The sequence below is a fragment of the Pseudarthrobacter quantipunctorum genome, assembly GCF_045291495.1.
GTDB lineage: Bacteria > Actinomycetota > Actinomycetes > Actinomycetales > Micrococcaceae > Arthrobacter > Arthrobacter quantipunctorum.
Genome location: NZ_CP148033.1, coordinates 112105 through 133958, shown reverse-complemented (window position 1 = coordinate 133958; position 21854 = coordinate 112105). Strand labels below are relative to the sequence as shown.

Genomic DNA, 21854 nt, shown 5'->3' with positions numbered 1-21854 from the left:
GCATCGTCCCAAATAGTTTACGCTTCAACCTAACCTATTATGACCGGACATAGTTAAGCCGCCCGAAAGCTATGCCCTAATGTCCGTATTGTGACAGAAATATTCCGCTTAGTGATAATTGCCGTGACGATTCCGACTGGATCCCGCTGATGCCGCACGTCTGCCTCCTCCTCTCCGGCGCCGCCCTCCTGGTCAACGGGCTCGCCACCCTGGGGCACCTGCCCCGCCGCGACGCAGCCGTCCTGAGCCTGCTGGTGGGAACCGTGCAACTGGTGCTCGGCGTCGTCGTACTGTCCCTGGACGGTGCAGGCGGCACAACACCGGCAGCCGCCGGGATCCTGCTCTTCGGGTTGACCTACGCCTACGTGGGCCTGGCCACCCTGCTGGACCTTGGACCAAAAGGGGTGGGCTGGTTCTGCGGGATGGTTGCGTTCGTTGCCGTGCTGCTTGCCTTCTTCTGGCTCCCTGCCGATCTCCTCCTCGCGGTGCTGTGGCTGGCGTGGGCGGTGCTCTGGGGCCTGATGTTCGCCTCCCTGGCGCTGGGCCGGAGCCGGCTGGACCCCTTCATGGGCTGGGCACTGGTCCTGGCAAGCCAGGTGACGGCCACTGTACCGGCCTTCCTGGGGATCGCCGGGCTCTGGCCGTACAGTGCCCAGGTTGCCGCTGCCGCCGCCGGCCTGCTGGGACTCCTGTTCCTCGCCGCAGGGGTATTGGCCCGGCGCCGGCCGGCAAGGGAATTGCCCGAACCGGACAAACCCGGAACCCTGGCTGCACTGCCCCGGGAGGCACGGCGCTAGGAGGCACGCAACTGGCAGGCCCGGGACTGGGCGGCACAGCACTGGGCGCCGTGGCATACTGCCGTAACCAGTGCCTGCCGGATCCGCCGGCTGATGGCCGGAAGGGGTTTCGATGCAGGAATTCGTCATGGTGGACGAAACGGTGCGGCAGCATGTCCTTGACGCCCTGGCGCGGGCGGGCAACTCCGCAGATCCTGACTTCCTTCGGAGGTTCGAGGCTCACTTCCCGGAACTGTACCGCCTGTTCCGGTCCCTGTACGAATCCCGGCAGGACTGGCTGGACCAGCTGATTGCCCTGGTGGTGGAGAGCGCCCGCTCGTGGCAGGAGCGCCCCGCCGACCTGAAGGCCCTGGACGCCCGGCGGGAGGCGGACAGCGGCTGGTTCCTGTCCAACGCCATGCTGGGCGGCGTCTGCTATGTGGACCGGTATGCGGACAGCCTGGACGGGCTCCGCAAGCACATCCCGTACTTCAAGGAACTGGGGCTGACCTACCTGCACCTCATGCCGCTGTTCCTCGCGCCGGAGCCGCACTCCGACGGCGGCTACGCGGTGTCGAGCTACCGCCAGGTCAACCCGAAGCTGGGCACCATGGAACAGCTCCGCGACCTTGCGGCTGAGTTCCGCGGCCACGGCATCAGCCTGGTGGTGGACTTCATCTTCAACCACACCTCCGACGAGCACGAGTGGGCCCGGCGGGCCGCTGCCGGCGACCCGAAGTACAGCGACTACTACTGGATCTACCCGGACCGGACCATGCCGGACGCCTTCGAGCAGAACGTGCGCGAGATCTTCCCGGAGAACCACCCGGGGTCCTTCATCCGGATGGAGGACGGCCGCTGGGTGTGGGCCACCTTCCACACGTACCAGTGGGACCTGAACTACTCCAACCCGGACGTGTTCCGGGCGATGGCCGGGGAGATGCTGTTCCTGGCCAACCAGGGCGTGGATATCCTGCGGATGGATGCGGTGGCTTTCATCTGGAAGCAGCTGGGCACCCCCTGCGAGAACCTGCCCGAGGCCCACATCCTCCTGCAGGCCTTCAACGCCGTGTGCCGGCTGGCCGCCCCCTCACTGCTGTTCAAGTCCGAGGCGATCGTGCATCCGGACGAGGTGGCGCTCTACATCGATCCCGCCGAATGCCAGCTTTCCTACAACCCGCTGCAGATGGCGCTGATCTGGGAATCCCTGGCCACCCGGGACGTCTCGCTCCTGGCCCAGGCACTGGAGCGGCGGCACAACATCCCGGACGGCACCTCCTGGGTGAACTACGTCCGCAGCCACGACGACATCGGCTGGACGTTTGCCGACGAAGACGCAGCGGAACTGGGCATCAACGGCTTCGACCACCGCCGCTTCCTGAACTCCTTCTACGTCAACCGCTTCCCCGGCAGCTTCGCCCGCGGGGTGCCGTTCCAGGACAACCCCAAGACCGGTGACTGCCGCATCTCAGGGACGACGGCGTCGCTGTGCGGCATGGAGGTGGAGCCGGCTGAGGCGGTGGAGCGGATCCTCCTGGCCCACTCGGTTGCCTTCAGCACCGGCGGCATCCCCCTGCTGTACCTCGGCGACGAAGTGGGACAGCTCAACGACTACGGGTACGCGAAGGAGGAAGGGCACGACGCCGACAGCCGCTGGGTGCACCGGCCCCACTATCCGGAGGAGCAGTACGCCCGGCGGCACGACGCTGCCACGCCGGAAGCGGCGGTATACGCGGGCCTGAAGCGGATGATCGAGGTGCGCGCGGCCGCTCCCGAACTCGCGGGAACAACGCTTCTCGATTTCGGTACCCACAACCGGGGCGTCCTGGCCTACCAGCGGCCGGCAAGTGCAGCCGACGGCGGCGAAACGCGGGTCCTGGCCCTCGCCAACTTCAGCGACGAACCCCAGTCCCTGCCCGCCGAAACCTTCTCCGGGTTCTCGGGCGCCGCCGTCGACCTTCTCTCCGAAGCGGCGCTGCAGCTGGACGAGGGCGTCACGCTCCTCCCCCGCCAGTACCTCTGGCTGCGCGTCACTCCCGTTTGACCCCGCCCCTCCCAACTGGGTCGCAGCAGATGTCCTTTTGGGCCCCGAAACCGACATCTACTGCTACCCAGTTGGGCCTGCGGGGGCGGGTCGTGAAACCATACGGATCATGGCCCAGAAGATTGCGTACCAGGGTGAGCCCGGCGCCAACTCCAATATCGCGTGCAAGCAGATGTTCCCGGACATGGAAAGCGTGCCCTGCGCGAGTTTCGAGGATGCGTTTGAACTCGTAGCCAGCGGCGAGGCGGAGCTGGCCATGATCCCCATCGAGAACTCCATTGCCGGGCGGGTGGCGGACATCCATATCCTGCTGCCCCAGTCCAACCTGCAGATCGTGGGCGAATTCTTCCTGCCCATCCACTTCGACCTGCTGGGCATCCCGGGCAGCACCATCGGGGACGCCACCGAGGTCCACAGCCACATCCACGCCCTGGGCCAGTGCCGGAAGCTCATCCGCGAGCACGGCCTCAAACCCGTCATCGCCGGCGACACCGCAGGTTCTGCCCGGGAAGTGGCCGAGTGGAACGATCCTCGCAAGCTGTCCCTGGCGCCGCCGCTCGCCGCGCAGATCTACGGCCTGGAAGTCCTGGCCTCACGGGTTGAGGACGACCCCTCCAACACCACCCGCTTCGTGGTCCTGGCCCGCGAAAAGGAGCTGCCGGCCCGGGATGAACTCTCCGGACCGGCCGTCACCAGCTTTGTGTTCCGCGTCCGCAACGTCCCCTCCGCCCTGTACAAGGCACTGGGCGGCTTCGCCACCAACGGCGTGAACATGACACGGCTGGAAAGCTACATGGTGGGCAACGAGTTTGCCGCCACCATGTTCATGGCCGACGTCGAAGGCCACCCCGGGGACCTGCCGCTCAAGCTTGCCCTTGAGGAACTGGACTTTTTCACCACGGAGGTGCGGATCCTCGGCGTCTATGCGGCCGCGGAGTACCGGACGGGTCAGACGGTCAGCGGCTGACCTGCCCCGTGCCGCTTCAGGAGCGGCCCGAAGAACTCCGCCAGCTCAGTGGTGGCCGTCAGCGGCAGGACGTTGGCCACGTACTGGTCCGGCCGCACCACCACCACAACACCCCCGCGGTCCAGGCCCCGCAGCTCGAAGATGTCAGCTTTGGGGTCGGTGCCGTAAACCTTCTCGTAGTCCGTCAGCTTGAACGGGCCCACCTGGGGCTTGAAGACTGACGGCACCGCGTTGATGTCCAGCTCTGTGTGCGGCTGCTGGTAGACCACCTTCACGTCGAACCAGGCGTCAGGATCAGCGTCCGACGGCGTTGCGGCCAGCGGCGATTCCGTCGCCTCCGCGAGCCATGCGGCCAGCTTGTCCGTGGCGGACCCTGTGCCGGGGAGGGCGGGATCGGCGAATACGTAGATCCGCCACCGGCCGTCCGCCGTGGCGTGGTGGCCCAAGTGGATGGGGTTGGTGTCGCCCACCCGCACTACGGGGGCCGACTTGAAGCGTTTACCCACCGGGAAACCTGCGGCCAGGTCCTGGTGGTCCGGGCTGCCGACAATGAGCGACGGGGTGTACTGCGTCATGAAGCCGGCCGGGAACTCGGCGGTACTGACGTAGAAATCCTCCAGGTCCGAAGGGTGGGCGAACTCCTCGGGCTTCTTGGCCATCATGGTTGACCACTCTTTGTCGAAGTCGATGAGGTTTTTCGCCACCACCTGGCGCTCCTCCGAGTAGGTGGACAGCAGGCTTTCCGGGCTGCGGCCTTCCAGCACGTGCCCCAGCTTCCAGGCCAGGTTGAAACCGTCCTGCATCGATACGTTCATGCCCTGTCCCGCCTTCGCGCTGTGCGTGTGGCAGGCGTCGCCCGTGATGAACACCCGCGGCGTCTGCTTGCCGCGCTGGTCCGGAAGGACGTCGTCAAACCTGTCCGTCAGGCGGTGGCCCACCTCGTACACGCTGTGCCACGCCACGTTCCGGACATCAAGGGTGTAGGGGTGGAGGATCTCGTTGGCCTGGTGGATGATCTGCTCAATGGTGGTGGCGCGCACGGCGCCCTTGTTGTCCGGATCCACCACGCCAAGGTCCACATACATGCGGAAGAGGAAGCCTCCCTCACGGGGGATCAGCAGAATGCTGCCCTTTTCGCCCTGGATGGCGCATTTGGTGCGGATGTCCGGGAAGTCCGTAACCGCAAGGACGTCCATGACGCCCCAGGCATGGTTGGCGGCATCGCCGGCAAGGTGGCACCCGATCGCGTCCCGGACCTTGCTCCGCGCGCCGTCCGCACCGATGACGTACTTGGCGCGGACCACCCGCTCCTGGCCTTCGCCGGCCCCGTCGGAGTGCGCCAGGGTCACGGTGACGGGATACTCCCCCTGTCCGGTGACCTCAAGGCCGCGGAACTCGTAGCCGTAGTCCGGCACCATGCGGGTGGGCGAGTTGGCCATGAACTCCGCGAAGTAGTCAAGGACCCGGGCCTGGTTGACGATCAGGTGCGGGAACTCGCTGATTCCCATTTCGTCGTCCACTGCGCGGGCGGCCCGGACGATGCGGGAGCGGTCCTCGGGGTCCGGCTTCCAGAACGCCATCTCGGTGATCCGGTAGGCCTCGGCGATGATGCGCTCGGCGAACCCGAAGGCCTGGAAGGTCTCAACGCTGCGGGCCTGGATCCCGTCAGCCTGGCCGATGGGAAGCCGTCCCGCCCGGCGCTCGATAATGCGCGTGGTCACGTTGGGGAACTGCGAGAGCTGTGCGGCGGCGAGCATGCCGGCGGGCCCGGTGCCCACAATGAGCACGTCAACCTCGTCCGGGAGCTCAGCTGGGCGGTTGATGCCGACGCCGGCTGCCGGCCTGACGCGCGGGTCTCCGGATACATAGCCGTGGTGGTGGAACTGCACGGGTTTCCTCACTTCGTTGTGTGGGTGTTCAGGCGAATCAATGTTCGATAATAGAATTTCAGTTTCCATATAAGAAAGCTGTGCGACTGAGCACCACAGTACGCCACCTGTGATGCGGACGACAAGGGTGCCCGGATGCGCCAAAATTCGGGGTTGACGGACGGCCCGGCGAGCGCGATAGTGATCGTATACGATTTCGTACCTCGCAAGGAGATACATTGGAGCACGTCCACGGAGACACCCTGGCAGGGGCCCGCAAGGTGATCGCGGTGCACATCAACTACCCCAGCCGGGCAGCCCAGCGGGGGCGCACTCCAGCGCAGCCGTCCTACTTCCTGAAGCCGCCGTCGTCGCTCGCCCTCAGCGGCAGCGCTGTTGAACGGCCGGCGGGATGCGAACTGCTCGGCTACGAAGGCGAGATTGCCCTGGTCATCGGCAAGGCCGCCCGGCGCGTCAGCCTGAAGGACGCCTGGAGCCACGTTGCCGCCGTGACCGCCAGCAACGATCTTGGCGTCTACGACCTCCGCTACGCGGACAAGGGTTCCAACCTGCGCTCCAAGGGCGGCGACGGGTTCACGCCGGTGGGCCCGGCACTGATCCCGGCAGACGCCGTCGACCCCTCCCGCCTGCGCCTCCGCACCTGGCACAACGGCCAGCTGGTCCAGGACGACACCACCGGGGACCTGCTCTTCCCGTTCAGCCGGCTGGTGGCGGACCTTTCGCAGCTGCTCACGCTCGAAGAAGGGGACATCATCCTCACCGGCACTCCGGCGGGCGCGTCCGTGGCAAGGCCCGGCGATGTGCTGGAGGTGGAGGTGGGCACCGTGGACGGCAGCCTCACCACCGGCCGGCTGGTCACCCGGGTGGAGGAAGGCACGACGCCGTTCGCGGACTTTGGTGCCTGCCCCAAAGTTGATGACCTGCAAAGGGAGGAGGCGTGGGGTTCGCGCGAGGCTGCGGGGCTGTCTGCCCCTGCCAGCGTCCTTACCCCTGGGCTGAAAGCCAAGCTGGAGTCCGTGGCCACGGCCACCCTGTCCTCGCAGCTGCGCAAGCGCGGCCTCAACAACGTGAGCATTGACGGCCTGCAGGCCACCCGGCCTGACCGCCGCGTGGTGGGCCTGGCCCGGACCCTGCGCTACGTGCCCAACCGGGAGGACCTCTTCAAGACCCACGGCGGCGGTTTCAATGCCCAGAAACGGGCCATCGACTCCGTGAACGAGGGCGAGATCCTGGTCATGGAGGCGCGCGGCGAAAAGGGCACCGGAACCGTGGGCGACATCCTGGCCCTGCGTGCCCAGGTCCGCGGCGCCGCAGCGATCATTACCGACGGCGGCGTCCGCGACTACACCGCCGTTGCCGGGCTGGAGATGCCCACCTACTTCGCCAACCCGCACCCGGCGGTGCTGGGCCGCCGCCATATCCCCTGGGACACGGACATCACCATCGCCTGCGGCGGGGCCACCGTCCAGCCCGGGGACATCATCGTGGCCGACTCCGACGGCATCCTGGTGATCCCGCCGGCCATCGCCGAAGAACTCGTGGAGGACTGCATCGCACAGGAGCAGGAAGAAGCCTTCATCTTCGAGATGGTCAAGCAGGGCAACAGCGTGGACGGCCTCTACCCTATGAACGCCGAGTGGCAGGCACGGTATGAGGAGTGGAAAGCAGGCAAGGCCAATGGCTGAAACAGTGCTGGCCGCAGGCAGCAAGTCCCAACAGGCCTACGAAGCGGTGAAGGCCCGGATCGTGGAGGGCACCTACTCCCCCGGCTACAGGCTGGTCCTGGGGAGCATCGCCAAAGACCTGGGGGTCAGTGTGGTTCCGGTCCGGGAAGCCATCCGGCGGCTGGAGGCAGAGGGGCTGGTGACGTTTGAACGGAACGTCGGCGCCACCGTGGCCGGGATCGATCCCACCGAATACCTCTACACGATGCAGACCCTGAGCATTGTGGAGGGTGCCGCCACCGCGCTGTCCGCTCCACTGATCGATACGGTGGCCATTGCCCGTGCCCGGGTTGTGAATGAGCAGATGCGTGAATGCCTCAACCACTTTGACCCCGTCAGGTTCACTAGGCTCAACCAGGATTTCCACAGCATCCTGTTCGAACACTGCCCCAACCCGCACATCCTGGACCTGGTCCACCGCGGCTGGAACCGGCTGGCAGCGCTGCGGTCCTCCACCTTCCGTTTTGTCCCGGGCCGCGCCCATGAATCGGTGAACGAGCACGAGGCGCTGCTCCAGCTCATCGAGTCCGGAGCCGCCGCCGACGAGATCGAGAAAGCCGCGCGGCTCCACCGCTCCGCCACCTTGGACGCCTACCTGGCACAAAGCAAGCAGTAAACCTACAAGTTAGGACCCAATGATGACCTCTCCCGTAGAAACGCCCAGCACCCATTACGTGCCGCAGGACCTGCCCACCTCCATCCAGCACTACATCAACGGCCAGTTCGTTGATTCCGTGGGCGGAGCGACCTTCGATGTCCTGGATCCGGTGTCCAACAGGAACTACGCCACCGCCGCGGCAGGCCAGAAGGAGGACATCGACCTCGCCGTCGCCGCCGCCCGCGAAGCTTTCGTCAACGGCCCCTGGCCGAAGATGAAGCCCCGCGAACGCGCCCGCATCCTGAACAGGATCGCCGACGCCGTCGAGGCGCAGGAAGCCCGGCTCGCCGAGCTCGAGACCTTCGACACCGGGCTGCCCATTACCCAGGCCAAGGGCCAGGCGCTGCGGGCGGCGGAGAACTTCCGGTTCTTCGCGGACCTGATAGTTGCCCAGTTCGACGACGCCATGAAAGTCCCCGGCTCACAGATCAACTACGTGAACCGCAAGCCGATCGGCGTCGCCGGGCTGATCACCCCGTGGAACACGCCGTTCATGCTGGAGTCCTGGAAGCTGGCACCGGCCCTGGCCACCGGCAACACCGTGGTCCTCAAACCGGCCGAGTTCACCCCGCTGTCGGCATCGCTGTGGGCCACCATCTTCAAGGACGCAGGCCTGCCCGACGGCGTCTTCAACCTGGTCAACGGACTGGGCGAGGAAGCCGGCGACGCCCTGGTGAAGCACCCGGACGTCCCGCTGATCTCCTTCACCGGCGAGACCACCACCGGCCAGACCATCTTCCGCAACGCCGCCGCCAATCTTAAGGGCCTGTCCATGGAGCTCGGCGGCAAGTCCCCCTGCGTGGTGTTTGCCGACGCCGAGCTGGACGCCGCGATCGACTCTGCACTCTTCGGGGTCTTCTCCTTGAACGGCGAACGCTGCACCGCCGGCTCCCGCATCCTGGTGGAGCGCGCCATCTACGACGAGTTCTGCCAAAAGTACGCCGCGCGTGCCAAGAACATCGTGGTCGGCGACCCGCACGACCCCAAAACCGAGGTGGGCGCCCTGGTCCACCCGGAACACTACGAAAAGGTGGCCTCCTACGTGGAGGTCGGCAAGTCCGAAGGCCGGCTGCTGGCGGGCGGCGGCCGCCCCGACCACCTGCCCGAAGGCAACTACATCGCACCTACCGTGTTTGCCGACGTCGCACCCGATGCGCGGATCTTCCAGGAGGAAATCTTCGGTCCAGTCGTGGCCATCACCCCGTTCGACAACGACGACGAAGCCCTCGCCCTGGCCAACAACACCCGTTACGGCCTGGCCGCCTACATCTGGACGCAAAACCTGACCCGGGCGCACAACTTCTCCCAGAACGTGGAGGCCGGCATGGTGTGGCTGAACAGCCACAACGTCCGTGACCTGCGCACCCCGTTTGGCGGCGTCAAGGCCTCCGGCCTGGGCCATGAGGGCGGCTACCGTTCCATCGACTTCTACACCGACCAGCAGGCCGTCCACATCACGCTCGGCACCGTCCACACGCCCAAGTTCGGCAGCATCGAGGACTCCGCCGCCAACGAAGGCTGAGCACCGGCACCCACGCCAGCCCGCCGGCGTCGTCCTTTCCCAAAAACCTTTCAAAGAAGAGAGACCATCATGACCAACTTCGTTCCCACCCCTTCCGTCCCGGCACCGGACATTGTCCGCTGCGCCTACATGGAAATCGTGGTCACCGACCTCGCCAAGTCCCGCGCCTTCTACGTGGACATGCTCGGCCTGCACGTCACCGAAGAGGACGAGAACGCGATCTACCTGCGGACCCTCGAGGAGTTCATCCACCACAACCTGGTGCTGCGCAAGGGACCCGTCGCCGCCGTCGCTGCTTTCGCCTACCGGGTGAAGTCCCCCGCCGAGGTGGACGCCGCCGAGGCGTATTACAAGGAACTGGGCTGCCGCACCGAGCGCCGCAAGGAAGGCTTCACCAAGGGGGTGGGCGACTCCGTCCGCGTGGAGGATCCGCTGGGTTTCCCATATGAGTTCTTCTACGAAGTGGAGCACGTGGAGCGCCTCACCCAGCGCTACGACCTCTACTCCGCCGGCGAACTGGTCCGCCTGGACCACTTCAACCAGGTCACCCCGGACGTTCCCCGCGGCCGCAAGTACCTGGAGGACCTGGGCTTCCGCGTCTCCGAGGACATCCAGGATTCCGACGGCGTCACCTACGCCGCGTGGATGCACCGCAAGCAGACGGTCCACGACACCGCCCTGACCGGCGGCAACGGCCCCCGGATGCACCACGTCGCGTTCGCCACCCACGAGAAGCACAACATCATCCAGATCTGCGACAAGATGGGCGCCCTGCGCATCAGCGACCGGATTGAACGCGGCCCCGGCCGGCACGGCGTCTCCAACGCCTTCTACCTCTACATCCTGGATCCGGACGGCCACCGCGTGGAGATCTACACGCAGGACTACTACACCGGCGACCCGGACAACCCCACCATCACCTGGGATGTGCACGACAACCAGCGCCGCGACTGGTGGGGCAACCCCGTCGTCCCGTCCTGGTACACCGAGGCCTCCCTGGTCCTGGACCTGGACGGCAAACCCCAGCCCGTCATCGAGCGCGAGGAAAAGTCTGAGATGGCCGTCACGGTGGGTGCCGACGGCTTCTCCTACACCCGCAAGGATGGAGCTCCTGAAGAGGACCGGACCGGTTTCAAGCTTGGGGCGCAGCTGTAGCCATGCTGGATGACAAGACGATCGAGGCCATCGCGGACGAGCTGGTGGAGGCAGGCCGGAACCGGAAGCCTGTTCCGCGCCTGACGGCCCGGTACCCGGACATGACCGTGGAGGACTCCTACGCGGTCCAGCAGTTGTGGCGGCGGCGGAACGAGGAAGCCGGCCGGACCCTGGTGGGGCGCAAGATCGGCCTGACGTCCAAGGCCATGCAAGCCGCTACCGGCATCACAGAACCGGATTACGGCGCCATCTTTGATGACATGGTGCTGGAAACCGGGTGTTCCGTGGAGTGGGACAAATACACCCATCCGCGGGTGGAGGTGGAGCTGGCGTTCGTGTTGAAGGACGGGTTGAAAGGCCCCGGTGTCACTATCTTCGATGTCCTGAATGCCACCGACTACGTGGTTCCAGCCCTGGAAATCCTTGATTCGCGGATCGAGATGGAGGGCCGGACCATCGTGGACACCATCTCGGACAACGCCGCCATGGGCGCCATGGTGGTGGGCGGACGTCCCGTCAAGCCCGACGCCGTGGACCTGCGCTGGGTTTCGGCCATCCTCTACAAGAACCAGACAGTGGAGGAAACCGGGGTGGCCGCGGGAGTCCTGGACCATCCGGCGAACGGCGTGCACTGGCTGGCCAACAAGATCGCCGCCCACGGGGATTCACTGCAGGCCGGTGACATCATTCTGGCAGGGTCCTTCACCCGCCCGCTCTGGGTGTACAAGGGCGACACCGTGCACGCCGACTACGGACCCCTGGGGAGTGTCACATGCCGTTTCGACTAGGGGACACCTTCCGGGATGCACTTGCTGCACAAAAAGGTGAAGCTGGCCGGCCGCTGGCAGGAATGTGGGTCTGCTCCGGCAGCCCGCTGATCGCCGAGCTCTGCGCCGGGTCCGGCCTGGACTGGCTGCTGGTGGATGCCGAGCACAGCCCCAACGGACTCGAATCCGTCCTGGCCCAGCTGCAGGCCATCCACGGCTACCCGGTCCAGGTGATGGTCCGCCCGCCCGTCAACGACGCCGTGGTGATCAAGCAGTACCTGGACCTGGGGGTGCAGAACCTGCTCGTCCCCATGGTGAACTCGGTTGCCGAGGCGGAGGCTGCGGTGGCAGCCACGCGCTATCCGCCGCACGGCGTCCGCGGGGTCGGCTCCGCACTGGCCCGGGCCGCCCGCTGGAACCGGGTGCCGGACTACCTGGCCCGCGCCAACGAAACCATCAGCGTCACGGTGCAGATCGAATCGACGGCGGCGGTGGACGCGGTGGAGGACATCCTGAAGGTGGGCGGCGTGGACGCCATCTTTGTCGGCCCGTCGGACCTCGCCGCCTCCATGGGACTGCTGGGACAGCAGGAACACCCCGAGGTGCGCGCCGCCGTCGAACACTGCCTGGCTGCCGCCAAAGCGGCCGGCAAGCCCGCCGGCGTCAACGCCTTCAACCCGGATACTGCCCGGCACTATCTCGACGCCGGGGCCAACTTCATCCTGGTGGGCGCCGACGTCGCGCTCCTGGCAAGGGGTTCCGAAGCCCTCGCCGCTCGGTACGTCCAGGCGGAGAACACCAAGCCAGCAGACGGCGGCGCCCCCGCTAGTTACTGACTTAAACACAAGGACCGCACCAGGGCAGTTTGGGGGACCTGCCCCGGCGCGGGGTCTGTTGTTCCGCCTGGCTAGGCGAGGGAGAGGAAGAGCTTCTCCAGCTCTTTCCTGTCCATGGTGTTGTCCTCGCGGACAATGCACTGTTCCAGGCCGCTTGCGATGATCGCGAAACCTGCCCTGTCCAGCGCCTTGGAGACGGCAGCGAGCTGCGTGACGATGTCCTTGCAGTCCCTGCCCTCCTCCAGCATCCGCGTGACAGCGGCGAGCTGCCCTTGGGCGCGCTTGAGGCGGTTGACCACTGGGGCCAGTTCAGTCGAGTCGAGTTCCATGAGGTCTCCGTAGGTGGGGTTCTTGCCTCCAACTATATACCCCTCGGGGTGTTTTGACTACCCCCGGGGGTATCTGTAATACTCGGTGGGGTATTCATCATTCCCCTATCGAGAGGCCAGCAATGACTTCCCCTTCGACGGCACCCGCTGTTACCGCCCTTGCTCCCGAGACCCTGCGTTCCTGGATGGACCAGCACCAGGACCTCGTGGTGATTGACGTGCGTTCGGCTGCTGAGTTCGAGTCCATGCACATCCGCGGCTCCTACAACGTGCCGCTGCCGCTGCTGTCCGAGCACACCGACGAGCTCGCCGCCCGCCTTGGATCCCGCGTGGTCCTGGTCTGCCAGTCCGGAGCCCGCGCCGAGCAGGCCCGCCAGCGGCTGGGCAAATCCGGGATCGACGGCGCCTACGTGCTGACCGGCGGGGCGCCCGGCTTCGCCGCTGCCGGCGGTGACGTGGTCAAGGGCAAGAACCGCTGGGACCTGGAGCGGCAGGTCCGCCTTGTCGCCGGGTCCCTGGTGGTCCTGGGCCTGGCCGGCGGCAAGTTCGTCTCCCCGAAGATCCGGACGCTCGCCGGGGTCATCGGTACGGGCCTGACCTTCTCCGCAGCCACCAACACCTGCGCCATGGGCCAGGCGATCTCGGCGATGCCGTGGAACAAGGCGGCCAAGGAACCCACCCGCGAAAGCGCCATCCTTACCCTGCCCGTCAACACCGAGGTGAATGCCGAGGCCAAGGCATCATGACAGCCACCCTCATCCTGGTCCTGGCCCTCTCGGTGGTCATCGGGCTCTCGCTCGGCGTCCTGGGCGGCGGCGGATCAATCCTGACCGTCCCGATCCTGGTCTACGTGGCCGGGTTCGAGGCCAAGGAAGCGATCGCGGCGTCCCTGTTCGTCGTCGGCGTCACCTCCGCGGTCAGCGTGCTCAGCCACGCCCGCGGCGGCAGGGTGATGTGGCGGACCGGCCTGATCTTCGGCGCCGCCGGCATGGCCGGCGCGTTCGTCGGGGGCCTGCTGGGCGGGCACATCCCCGGCCAGATCCTGCTCATCGCCTTCGCCATCATGATGGTGGCCACCTCTGTGGCCATGCTCCGCGGCCGGAAGAAAAAGAACGACGACGACGGCGCGCCGGTCAAGCACGACCTGCCCCTGGGCAGGGTCCTGCTGGACGGCGCGGTCGTCGGGCTGATCACCGGCCTGGTCGGCGCGGGCGGCGGATTCCTCGTGGTCCCGGCCCTGGCACTGCTCGGCGGCCTGCCGATGTCCGTGGCAGTGGGCACCTCCCTGGTGGTCATCGCCATGAAGTCCTTCGCCGGACTCGCCGGATACCTCACCACCGTCCAGCTCGACTGGGGCATCACCCTCGGCGTCACGGCCGCCGCGATCGTTGGCAGCCTCATTGGTTCGAAGCTGGCCGGCCGGATCCCCGAAGCCGCTCTGCGGAAGGCCTTCGGCTGGTTCGTCCTGGCCATGGGAACCTTCGTCCTCATCCAGCAGGCCCCGGCCGACCTGCGCTGGTTCATCGCCGCCGGAGTCGCAGCCCTCACCGCAGCCACCGCGGGCATCTGCTGGTTCTTCATCAGCTCCTGCCCCCTGCGCAGCCGCACCGGCCGCCGCAGCAAAATCCCCTCACCCGCCTAGACCAACCACCCCTACCCAAGGAGAACACCATGGGCCTCATCAGCTCCCTGAAAAAAGCCTTCAGCAAGCCCTACACAACGGTCTCAGTAGCTGAGGCCAAGGATCTCCTGTCCTCAGGCGCCGCGCTGATCGATGTCCGCTCTGCCCAGGAATGGCGCTCCGGACGGGCTCCCCAGGCGAAGCACATCCCGCTGGACCGGCTGCAGGCCAGCACCGCGGGAATCAACAAGAACAAGCCCGTGATCGCTGTCTGTGCCTCCGGGGTTCGCTCCGCGTCAGCGGCACGGCTCCTTGCCTCCCAGGGGTACCAGGCCTACTCCCTGCGCGGCGGCATGGGCGCCTGGCGCTCGGCCGGCGAGCCCGTCCGCTAGCACCAGCACACAATCTTTCGAAGGAGAAACATCATGGCTGAAATCACCATCGCCGAAGCCGAACAGCGGCGCTCCAGCGCCCGCATCCTCGATGTCCGCGAGGACTTCGAGGTCGAGGAAGGCATGATCCCCGGCGCCCTGCACATCCCCATGGGCCAGCTGCAGGCACGCCTGTCCGAGCTGGACCCCGCAGTCCCCGTCATCGCGGTCTGCCGCAGCGGCAACCGTTCAGCCCGCGTGGCCGACGCCCTCAACGGAGCCGGCTACACCGCCGACACCATGGCCGGCGGCATGATCGCCTGGGCCCGCGCCGGCCTCCCCACCACCTGACCCTTACCGCCCGGCCCACACGCACACCAAGACAACCCCCGAAAGGACACGAAAGACGATGGCAACCATCGACGTCACCGAACAGAGCTTCGCCCAGACCCTGGAGAGCAACGAGATCGTCTTCGTTGACTTCTGGGCAGCATGGTGCGGCCTGTGCCGCATGTTCGCCCCCACCTACGGGGCCGCGGCCGAACGGCACCCGGACATCACCTTCGCCAAGGTGGACACCGAAGCAGAACAGGCCCTGGCCGCAGCGGCGAGCATCACCTCCATCCCCACCCTGATGGCCTTCAAGGACAAAACCCTCGTTTTCTCCCAGCCCGGAGCCCTCAACGCCACCGGCCTGGAAGAAGTCATCCAGGCCGTCAAGAACCTGGACATGGACAAACTCCGGGCAGATGCAGCCCAGCAGCCCGCCTGACGCGGGAGCACCACGGGAACCATTGCGCACCATCACCGCGGACGGCCTCGCCGAAATCTGGCCCGCCGCCACGGTAGTGGATGTCAGGAGCCGGGAGGAGCATTCAACCGCTTTCATCCCGGGCAGCCTGAACATCCCGCTGGATGAGCTGGGCTCCCGCCTGGTAGACCTGCCCAACGAAACCCTGTACCTGCTGTGCGGCTCCGGCAAGCGCAGCAGCCAGGCCGCCCGGATGCTCATTGACCGCGGGTACACCGCCGTGAACGTCGCAGGCGGGATCACCGAGTGGTACCGCAACGGCCATCCCGTCACTTACGCGCCGGCGTCGGAAACCACGCCGAAGCCCCCACGGAGGCGCACCCTTACGGGCCTCCTGGATTTTTTCCGGGGACGCCTGCACCACAATTCCTGACCGGCAGGAGTCCCCTTGCTGGATACCCCCCGGGGTATTACACTGGAAGCAAGAAATCCCCCACCACCTACTCCACGAAGGAGAGCACCAGATGCTTATCGAGCGCATTTACGATGAAGACCTCGCCCAGGCCAGCTACCTGATCGGCTGCCAGGCCAAGGGTGAAGCGATTGTGGTGGACGGCCGCCGCGACATCGCGGTGTACCAGGATCTGGCCGCGAAGAACGGCATGAAGATCGTGGCCGTCACTGAAACCCACATCCACGCCGACTACCTCTCCGGCACCCGTGAGCTGGCCGCCGCCACCGGCGCGAAGATCTACGTCTCCGGCGAGGGCGGACCGGACTGGCAGTACGAATTCGACGGCGAACGCCTTCACGACGGCGACGCCATCACCCTGGGCAACATCACCATCAAGGCCCTCCACACCCCCGGCCACACCCCCGAGCACCTGTCCTTCCTGGTCACCGACGGCGCCTTCAGCGACCAGCCCGGCTACCTGCTCTCAGGCGACTTCGTCTTCTCCGGCGATCTCGGCCGCCCGGACCTGCTGGACGAGGCAGCCGGCGGCATCGACACCCGCTTCGAAGGCGCAAAGCAGCTCTTCGCCAGCCTGCGGGACAAGTTCCTCACCCTGCCGGACTACGTGCAGGTCCACCCCGCCCACGGCGCCGGCAGCGCCTGCGGCAAGGCCCTGGGTGCCATCCCCTCCTCCACCGTGGGCTACGAGCGGCTCTACGCCTGGTGGGGCCCCTACCTCGCCGCCAACGACGAACAGGGCTTCATCAACGAACTCCTCGACGGCCAGCCCGACGCCCACGCCTACTTCGGCCGGATGAAGCGCGAAAACCGTGAAGGCCCCGCCATCATGGGCGAGCGCACCCCGCTGCCCGAGCTCGCCCCGGGCACCGTCGCAGCAGGCCTGGCAGCAGACACCCTGACCTTCATCGACACCCGCCCCAACAGCGACGTCCACGAAGCCACGGTTGCCCGCTCCCTGAACGTCCCGGCCGGCAAGTCCGTGGCCAGCTACGGCGCCTGGGTAGTCAACCCTGAGACCGACAAGAACCCCTTGGTGCTGCTCGCACCGGACCAGGAAGCCGCCATGGACATGTGGGACCACCTGGTCCGCGTCGGCATCGACAACGTCGCCGGCTACCTCACCAGCATCGAAGGGCTCCCCACCGCCACCCCGAAACTCATCCAGCCCGAGGAACTCGACGGCTTCGACGCCGCCATGATCCTGGACGTCCGCAACAAAACCGAGCACACCGCCGGACACATCCCTGGCTCCTACCAGCTCAGCGGCGGCCGCGTCATGTGGCATCTGGACGAACTCCCCGCCAACGGCACCATCATCACCTACTGCCAGTCCGGAGTCCGGAACTCAGTAGCAGCCAGCGCCCTGCGCCGGGCCGGATACGACGTCGTCGAACTCGACGGCAGCTACGCAGCCTGGGACGCCTTCCAGCAGACCCGACAGAACGCCGTCTCAGCAAAGTAGACCCCTAAGACCGCCCGGGCAGGACCCCCTCCTGCCCGGGCAGCCCGGGCGCGCCCCCGCGCGTCCGGGCATCCTTATATCCCCACCACGAAATATCCCCACCACGAACGGAGAACTCCGCATGCAGGGCAGGACAATCCCACGCCATGGCCGGGGGTCAGGCGGTACCGTGCTGGGGCTTCGGCAAAACCTGGCACAGTTCATGCTGCTGGTGGCGGTCAACGCCCTGGTGGGCGGCACACTGGGCCAGGAGCGCACCGTGCTGCCGCTGCTCGCGGACCAGGTCTTCGGCCTGGACCAGTACACCACCGCCCTGACGTACATCATGGCGTTCGGGCTGGCCAAGGCCGCCACCAACTACTTCGCCGGAACACTCTCGGACCGCTACGGCCGGAAACCGGTACTCATTGCCGGCTGGCTCATTGCCCTCCCGGTCCCGCTCCTGCTGATCTTCGGCGATTCCTGGGGCCTGATCGTGGCAGCCAACGTGGTGCTGGGCATCAGCCAGGGCCTCACCTGGTCCACCACCGTAATGATGAAGATGGACCTCGTGGGCCCCGAACGCCGGGGCCTGGCCATGGGACTCAACGAAGCTGCCGGCTACCTCGGGGTTGCCGGCACGGCGCTGGCCACCGGCTACATCGCCTCAACCTACGGACTGCGGCCCTGGCCCTTCCTGCTCGGGGCAGCGTTCATCGCCATCGGCCTGGGGCTGTCCGTGCTGGCAGTGCGCGAGACACACCACCACGCCAAAACCGAGGCTGCCAGCCACGTCTCCGTCCACGCAGGAGCCCGGGCCGGCCTGAGCAGCCGCGAAGTCTTTACGCTCACCAGCTTCCGCGACAGGTCGCTTTCCTCCGTCAGCCAGGCCGGGCTGGTGAACAACCTCAACGACGGCCTCGCCTGGGGACTTTTTCCCGTCCTGTTCGCCGCTGCGGGATTGAGCATCGAACGCATCGGAATCCTCGCCGCGGTCTACCCGGCCGTCTGGGGTGCGGGGCAAATGGTTACGGGCCCGCTCTCGGACCGGATCGGCCGCAAACCGCTCATCGCCGGAGGCATGCTGGTCCAGGCCGGTGCGCTGGCCATGGTCGCCGTCGGGCAGGATTTTGGAACCTGGCTCGCAGCGCTGGTCCTGCTCGGCGCCGGCACGGCGATGGTCTACCCCACCCTCCTCGCGGCAATCGGCGACGTCGCCCATCCACTCTGGCGGGCACGTTCCGTGGGGATCTACCGGCTGTGGCGGGACGGGGGCTTTGCTGTGGGAGCCCTGCTTTCCGGGGTTCTTGCCGATGCTTACGGCATCCCGGCGGCGGTGCTTGTGGTTGCCGCCATCACCGCAGCATCCGGCGTGCTGGTGGCCGTCCGGATGCGCCGGACGGACCATCACCGGCGCACCTAAGCCCAGTGCAGCTCATCCGGCAGGGAGCTGTCACAGCGCCGAAAGGATCCCGGCGATATCGTCCATGACGCCGGGCACCAGTGAGTAGTAGGCCCACGTGCCGCGTTTTTCCCGGTGCAGGATCCCGGCTTCCACCAGGATCTTCAGGTGGTGGGAAACAGTGGGCTGCCCCAGGTCCAAAGGCTCCGTCAGATCGCAGACGCAGGACTCCCCCGATTCCTCCGCCTTGACGATGGACAGCAGGCGCAGGCGGTTGGGATCGGCCAGGGCCTTGAAGACCAGCGCCTTCCGCTGGGCCTCTTCAACGCCCAGCGCCGGCTTGTCCGAGGGAACGCAGCATGACGCGTCGACGGCGGGAGCAGCAGTCTGCAGGAGGTTCATGACACCCATTATGCACATAGATTGACATCCATCGATATAGCTGGCAATACTTCCTATATCGACTTTCATCAATCTATTGCCGAGCAGCGCAGGAGACCCGTGAGCACCCGGACCCAGTTACCGCCCACCTCAGGGGAAGAGGCCGTCGTCGGCAAACTTTCCACCCTGGACCGTTTCCTCCCTGTATGGATCATCGCCGCCATGGCCCTCGGCCTGCTGCTCGGCAACCTGATCCCGGGCCTCAACACAGCCCTGGAAGCGGTGAAGGTAGGCGAAGTGTCGCTGCCCATCGCCGTCGGCCTGCTGGTCATGATGTACCCGGTCCTGGCGAAGGTCCGCTACGACCAGACCCGCCGCGTGATCGGTGACAAGAAACTCATGGTCTCCTCCCTGGTGGTCAACTGGCTCCTGGCCCCCGCTTTCATGTTCGTCCTGGCCTGGGTCTTCCTCGCGGACCTTCCCGAGTACCGGACCGGCCTGATCATCGTGGGCCTGGCCCGCTGCATCGCCATGGTGATGATCTGGAACGACCTTGCCTGCGGGGACAGGGAATCCGCCGCGGTCCTGGTGGCCATCAACTCCGTTTTCCAGGTGGTGGCCTTCGGTGCACTGGGCTGGTTCTACCTGCAGCTCCTGCCGTCTTGGCTTGGCCTGCCCACCACCAGCGCGGATTTCTCCTTCTGGGCCATCACGCTCTCGGTGCTGATCTTCCTGGGCATCCCGCTGCTCGCCGGCTTCCTCACCCGCACCCTCGGCGAAAAGGCCAAGGGCCGCGACTGGTACGAGGGCACCTTCCTCCCCAGGCTGGGCCCGTGGGCACTCTACGGCCTGCTGTTCACCATCACCCTCCTCTTCGCCCTGCAGGGCGAAACCATTACCGCCCGCCCGCTGGACGTAGCCCGGATCGCGCTTCCGCTGCTGGTCTACTTCGTGGTGGTGTTTGGTGCCGGCATGCTGATCGGCAAGTGGCTGGATCTTGGCTACGCCAAGACCACCACGCTGGCCTTCACGGCCGCGGGCAACAACTTCGAACTGGCCATCGCCGTGGCGATTGGCACCTTCGGTGTGACGTCCGGCCAAGCCCTGGCCGGCGTCGTCGGCCCCTTGATTGAAGTGCCGGCACTTGTTGCACTTGTATACGCCGCACTGTGGGCGCGAAAGCGTTTCTTCAGCCCCGCCACCGCTTCCCTCTGACCACCATACCCCGGGAGAACACCATGACCACCGAATCTGCCAAGAAGCCCTCCGTCCTGTTTGTCTGCGTCCACAACGCCGGCCGCTCGCAGATGGCCGCCGCCTTCCTCACCAGCCTCTCCAAGGGCGCCATCGAGGTACGCTCCGCAGGCTCCCAGCCCGCGGACAAGATCAACCCCTCCGCCGTCGAGGCGATGGCTGAGGTGGGCATCGACATGTCCGCTGAGGTTCCGAAGGTCCTGACCACGGAGGCCGTGAAGGAATCGGACGTCGTCATCACCATGGGCTGCGGCGACGAATGCCCGTATTTCCCGGGCAAGCGCTACGAGGACTGGGTCCTGGAGGACCCGGCCGGCAAGGGCGTGGAGTCCGTCCGCCCCATCCGTGACGAGATCAGGGGCCGGATCGAGGACCTGATCGCCTCCCTGACCCCCGCCGCCAAGTAACTTCCCAAGAGCATCAGGAGACTCCCGTGAGTGAGACCGCGAACGCAGAGAGCATGACGGCAGAGAGCGTGAACAAGGAACAGCTGATCATCATCGGCTCCGGCCCTGCCGGCTACACGGCCGCCATCTACGCCGCCCGGGCAGGGCTGCAGCCCCTGGTCCTGGCAGGTTCGGTCACCGCCGGCGGCGCCCTCATGAACACCACGGAAGTGGAAAACTTCCCCGGCTTCCCGGGCGGCATCCAGGGCCCCGAACTGATGGACGGGCTGCAGCAGCAGGCGGAAAAGTTCGGCGCCAAGGTAGTGTTCGACGACGTCACGGAGGTGGCGCTGGCGGGTCACCTCAAGCGCGTGGTCACCGGCGCCGGCGATGTGCACGAGGCGCCCGCCGTCATCCTCGCCACCGGTTCCGCCTACAAGGAGCTCGGACTGCAGGAAGAGAAGAAACTCAGCGGCCACGGCGTGTCCTGGTGTGCCACCTGCGACGGGTTCTTCTTCCGCGAGCAGGACATCATCGTGGTTGGCGGCGGCGATTCGGCCATGGAGGAAGCGATGTTCCTGACCCGCTTCGGCAAGTCCGTCACCGTCGTCGTGCGCAAGGGCGAACTGCGCGCCTCCCGCATCATGGCGCAGCGCGCCAAGGACAATCCCAAGATCAGCTTCGCCTGGAACTCAGCCATCACCGCCATCCACGGTGACAGCAAAGTCACCGGCGTCACGCTCACCGACACCCGCACCGGGGAGAGCCGGGAACAGTCGGCCACTGGTATTTTCGTGGCGATCGGCCACGTCCCGCGCACCGAACTGGTTGCCGGGCAGGTGGACCTGGACGACGAGGGCTACATCAAGGTGGACGCCCCCACCACCGTCACCAACCTCTCGGGCGTCTTTGCCTGCGGGGATGCCGTGGACCACCGCTACCGGCAGGCCATCACCGCTGCCGGCACCGGCTGCGCCGCAGCGCTCGACGCCGAACGCTACCTCGCGGCCCTCGAGGACGCGGACAGCATCGCCACCGCACTGGTGGAAGAACCAACCCACGCCTAGAAACACTGCCAGGGGAGGGGGTGAGCTGAATGGATACA

23 protein-coding genes are annotated in these 21854 nt (G+C 66.4%); 20 read left to right on the top strand and 3 right to left on the bottom strand.

Annotated features, from left to right (window positions below; genetic code table 11):
• Positions 1 to 149 precede the first annotated feature (149 nt).
• The 3 genes from WHH00_RS00605 (at position 150) to WHH00_RS00595 (ending at position 3787) form a co-directional block, all read left to right on the top strand.
• The gene (locus tag WHH00_RS00605) at positions 150 to 797 is read left to right on the top strand and encodes an AmiS/UreI family transporter (RefSeq protein ID WP_406635597.1); all 648 of its coding nucleotides are present in this window, start codon (positions 150 to 152) and stop codon (positions 795 to 797) included.
• 112 nt (positions 798 to 909) lie between these two features.
• Positions 910 to 2820, top strand: coding sequence for an alpha-amylase family glycosyl hydrolase (locus WHH00_RS00600; protein ID WP_406635595.1), 1911 nt, complete (start codon positions 910 to 912; stop codon positions 2818 to 2820).
• A gap of 109 nt (positions 2821 to 2929) precedes the next feature.
• Entirely contained in the window at positions 2930 to 3787 is an 858-nt protein-coding gene (locus tag WHH00_RS00595) for a prephenate dehydratase (protein WP_406635593.1), read from the top strand.
• Here WHH00_RS00595 and WHH00_RS00590 read toward each other — a convergent pair.
• On the bottom strand, positions 3769 to 5676 hold the full coding sequence (locus tag WHH00_RS00590; protein ID WP_406635591.1) for an FAD-binding monooxygenase: 1908 nt from the start codon (positions 5674 to 5676) through the stop codon (positions 3769 to 3771). The genes WHH00_RS00595 and WHH00_RS00590 overlap by 19 nt on opposite strands.
• Positions 5677 to 5894: 218 nt before the next feature.
• Between WHH00_RS00590 and WHH00_RS00585 the strand changes: the two genes are divergently transcribed.
• The 6 genes from WHH00_RS00585 (at position 5895) to WHH00_RS00560 (ending at position 12338) form a co-directional block, all read left to right on the top strand.
• Positions 5895 to 7361, top strand: a complete 1467-nt coding sequence (locus WHH00_RS00585; RefSeq protein WP_406635589.1) for a fumarylacetoacetate hydrolase family protein — start codon at positions 5895 to 5897, stop codon at positions 7359 to 7361.
• Positions 7354 to 8016, top strand: coding sequence for a GntR family transcriptional regulator (locus tag WHH00_RS00580; RefSeq protein WP_406635587.1), 663 nt, complete (start codon positions 7354 to 7356; stop codon positions 8014 to 8016). The genes WHH00_RS00585 and WHH00_RS00580 overlap by 8 nt, the downstream gene beginning before the upstream one ends.
• Before the next feature lie 22 nt (positions 8017 to 8038).
• Complete coding sequence (hpaE, locus tag WHH00_RS00575) at positions 8039 to 9580, top strand: 5-carboxymethyl-2-hydroxymuconate semialdehyde dehydrogenase (protein ID WP_406635585.1); 1542 nt, start codon at positions 8039 to 8041, stop codon at positions 9578 to 9580.
• A 69-nt stretch (positions 9581 to 9649) separates the two neighbouring features.
• Positions 9650 to 10735, top strand: a complete 1086-nt coding sequence (gene hpaD / locus WHH00_RS00570; RefSeq protein WP_406635583.1) for a 3,4-dihydroxyphenylacetate 2,3-dioxygenase — start codon at positions 9650 to 9652, stop codon at positions 10733 to 10735.
• 2 nt (positions 10736 to 10737) lie between these two features.
• A complete protein-coding gene (hpaH, locus tag WHH00_RS00565; RefSeq protein ID WP_350004048.1) occupies positions 10738 to 11523 on the top strand; it encodes a 2-oxo-hept-4-ene-1,7-dioate hydratase in 786 nt (261 codons plus the stop codon).
• Positions 11508 to 12338, top strand: a complete 831-nt coding sequence (locus WHH00_RS00560; protein WP_406635581.1) for an HpcH/HpaI aldolase family protein — start codon at positions 11508 to 11510, stop codon at positions 12336 to 12338. Before hpaH ends, WHH00_RS00560 begins: the two co-directional genes overlap by 16 nt.
• A 71-nt stretch (positions 12339 to 12409) precedes the next feature.
• Here the strand turns inward: WHH00_RS00560 and WHH00_RS00555 are convergent, their stop codons facing one another.
• Positions 12410 to 12667 carry a metal-sensitive transcriptional regulator gene (locus WHH00_RS00555; protein WP_013602647.1) on the bottom strand — a complete coding sequence of 86 codons (258 nt, stop codon included), beginning with the start codon at positions 12665 to 12667 and terminating at the stop codon, positions 12410 to 12412.
• A 122-nt stretch (positions 12668 to 12789) separates the two neighbouring features.
• Here WHH00_RS00555 and WHH00_RS00550 point away from each other — a divergent pair, with 122 nt between their 5' ends.
• The 8 genes from WHH00_RS00550 to WHH00_RS00515 all read left to right on the top strand — a co-directional run bounded on the left by WHH00_RS00550 (position 12790) and on the right by WHH00_RS00515 (position 18749).
• The gene (locus WHH00_RS00550; RefSeq protein WP_406635579.1) at positions 12790 to 13413 is read left to right on the top strand and encodes a rhodanese-like domain-containing protein; all 624 of its coding nucleotides are present in this window, start codon (positions 12790 to 12792) and stop codon (positions 13411 to 13413) included.
• A complete protein-coding gene (locus tag WHH00_RS00545) occupies positions 13410 to 14309 on the top strand; it encodes a sulfite exporter TauE/SafE family protein (RefSeq protein WP_406635577.1) in 900 nt (299 codons plus the stop codon). The genes WHH00_RS00550 and WHH00_RS00545 overlap by 4 nt, the downstream gene beginning before the upstream one ends.
• A gap of 29 nt (positions 14310 to 14338) precedes the next feature.
• Positions 14339 to 14680, top strand: coding sequence for a rhodanese-like domain-containing protein (locus tag WHH00_RS00540; protein ID WP_231455286.1), 342 nt, complete (start codon positions 14339 to 14341; stop codon positions 14678 to 14680).
• Between the two features lie 33 nt (positions 14681 to 14713).
• Entirely contained in the window at positions 14714 to 15010 is a 297-nt protein-coding gene (locus tag WHH00_RS00535; RefSeq protein WP_406635575.1) for a rhodanese-like domain-containing protein, read from the top strand.
• A gap of 58 nt (positions 15011 to 15068) precedes the next feature.
• On the top strand, positions 15069 to 15431 hold the full coding sequence (locus WHH00_RS00530) for a thioredoxin family protein (protein WP_406635573.1): 363 nt from the start codon (positions 15069 to 15071) through the stop codon (positions 15429 to 15431).
• A complete protein-coding gene (locus tag WHH00_RS00525; protein ID WP_406635571.1) occupies positions 15409 to 15843 on the top strand; it encodes a rhodanese-like domain-containing protein in 435 nt (144 codons plus the stop codon). Before WHH00_RS00530 ends, WHH00_RS00525 begins: the two co-directional genes overlap by 23 nt.
• 91 nt (positions 15844 to 15934) lie before the next feature.
• On the top strand, positions 15935 to 17347 hold the full coding sequence (locus WHH00_RS00520) for a rhodanese-like domain-containing protein (protein WP_406635569.1): 1413 nt from the start codon (positions 15935 to 15937) through the stop codon (positions 17345 to 17347).
• A 121-nt stretch (positions 17348 to 17468) separates the two neighbouring features.
• The gene (locus WHH00_RS00515) at positions 17469 to 18749 is read left to right on the top strand and encodes an MFS transporter (protein ID WP_406635567.1); all 1281 of its coding nucleotides are present in this window, start codon (positions 17469 to 17471) and stop codon (positions 18747 to 18749) included.
• A gap of 30 nt (positions 18750 to 18779) precedes the next feature.
• On the opposite strand, the gene WHH00_RS00510 is transcribed toward WHH00_RS00515, so the two are convergent.
• The gene (locus WHH00_RS00510; RefSeq protein ID WP_231455292.1) at positions 18780 to 19130 is read right to left on the bottom strand and encodes a metalloregulator ArsR/SmtB family transcription factor; all 351 of its coding nucleotides are present in this window, start codon (positions 19128 to 19130) and stop codon (positions 18780 to 18782) included.
• A 99-nt stretch (positions 19131 to 19229) separates the two neighbouring features.
• Between WHH00_RS00510 and arsB the strand changes: the two genes are divergently transcribed.
• The 3 genes from arsB to trxB all read left to right on the top strand — a co-directional run bounded on the left by arsB (position 19230) and on the right by trxB (position 21816).
• Positions 19230 to 20324 (top strand): ACR3 family arsenite efflux transporter, encoded by a 1095-nt coding sequence (gene arsB / locus WHH00_RS00505; RefSeq protein WP_406635564.1) that lies wholly within the window; start codon positions 19230 to 19232, stop codon positions 20322 to 20324.
• A gap of 23 nt (positions 20325 to 20347) precedes the next feature.
• Positions 20348 to 20770: an arsenate reductase ArsC gene (locus WHH00_RS00500; RefSeq protein WP_231455293.1), complete on the top strand. Its 423-nt coding sequence runs from the start codon at positions 20348 to 20350 to the stop codon at positions 20768 to 20770.
• A 68-nt stretch (positions 20771 to 20838) separates the two neighbouring features.
• Positions 20839 to 21816 (top strand): thioredoxin-disulfide reductase, encoded by a 978-nt coding sequence (trxB, locus tag WHH00_RS00495; protein WP_406638451.1) that lies wholly within the window; start codon positions 20839 to 20841, stop codon positions 21814 to 21816.
• Positions 21817 to 21854: the final 38 nt, after the last annotated feature.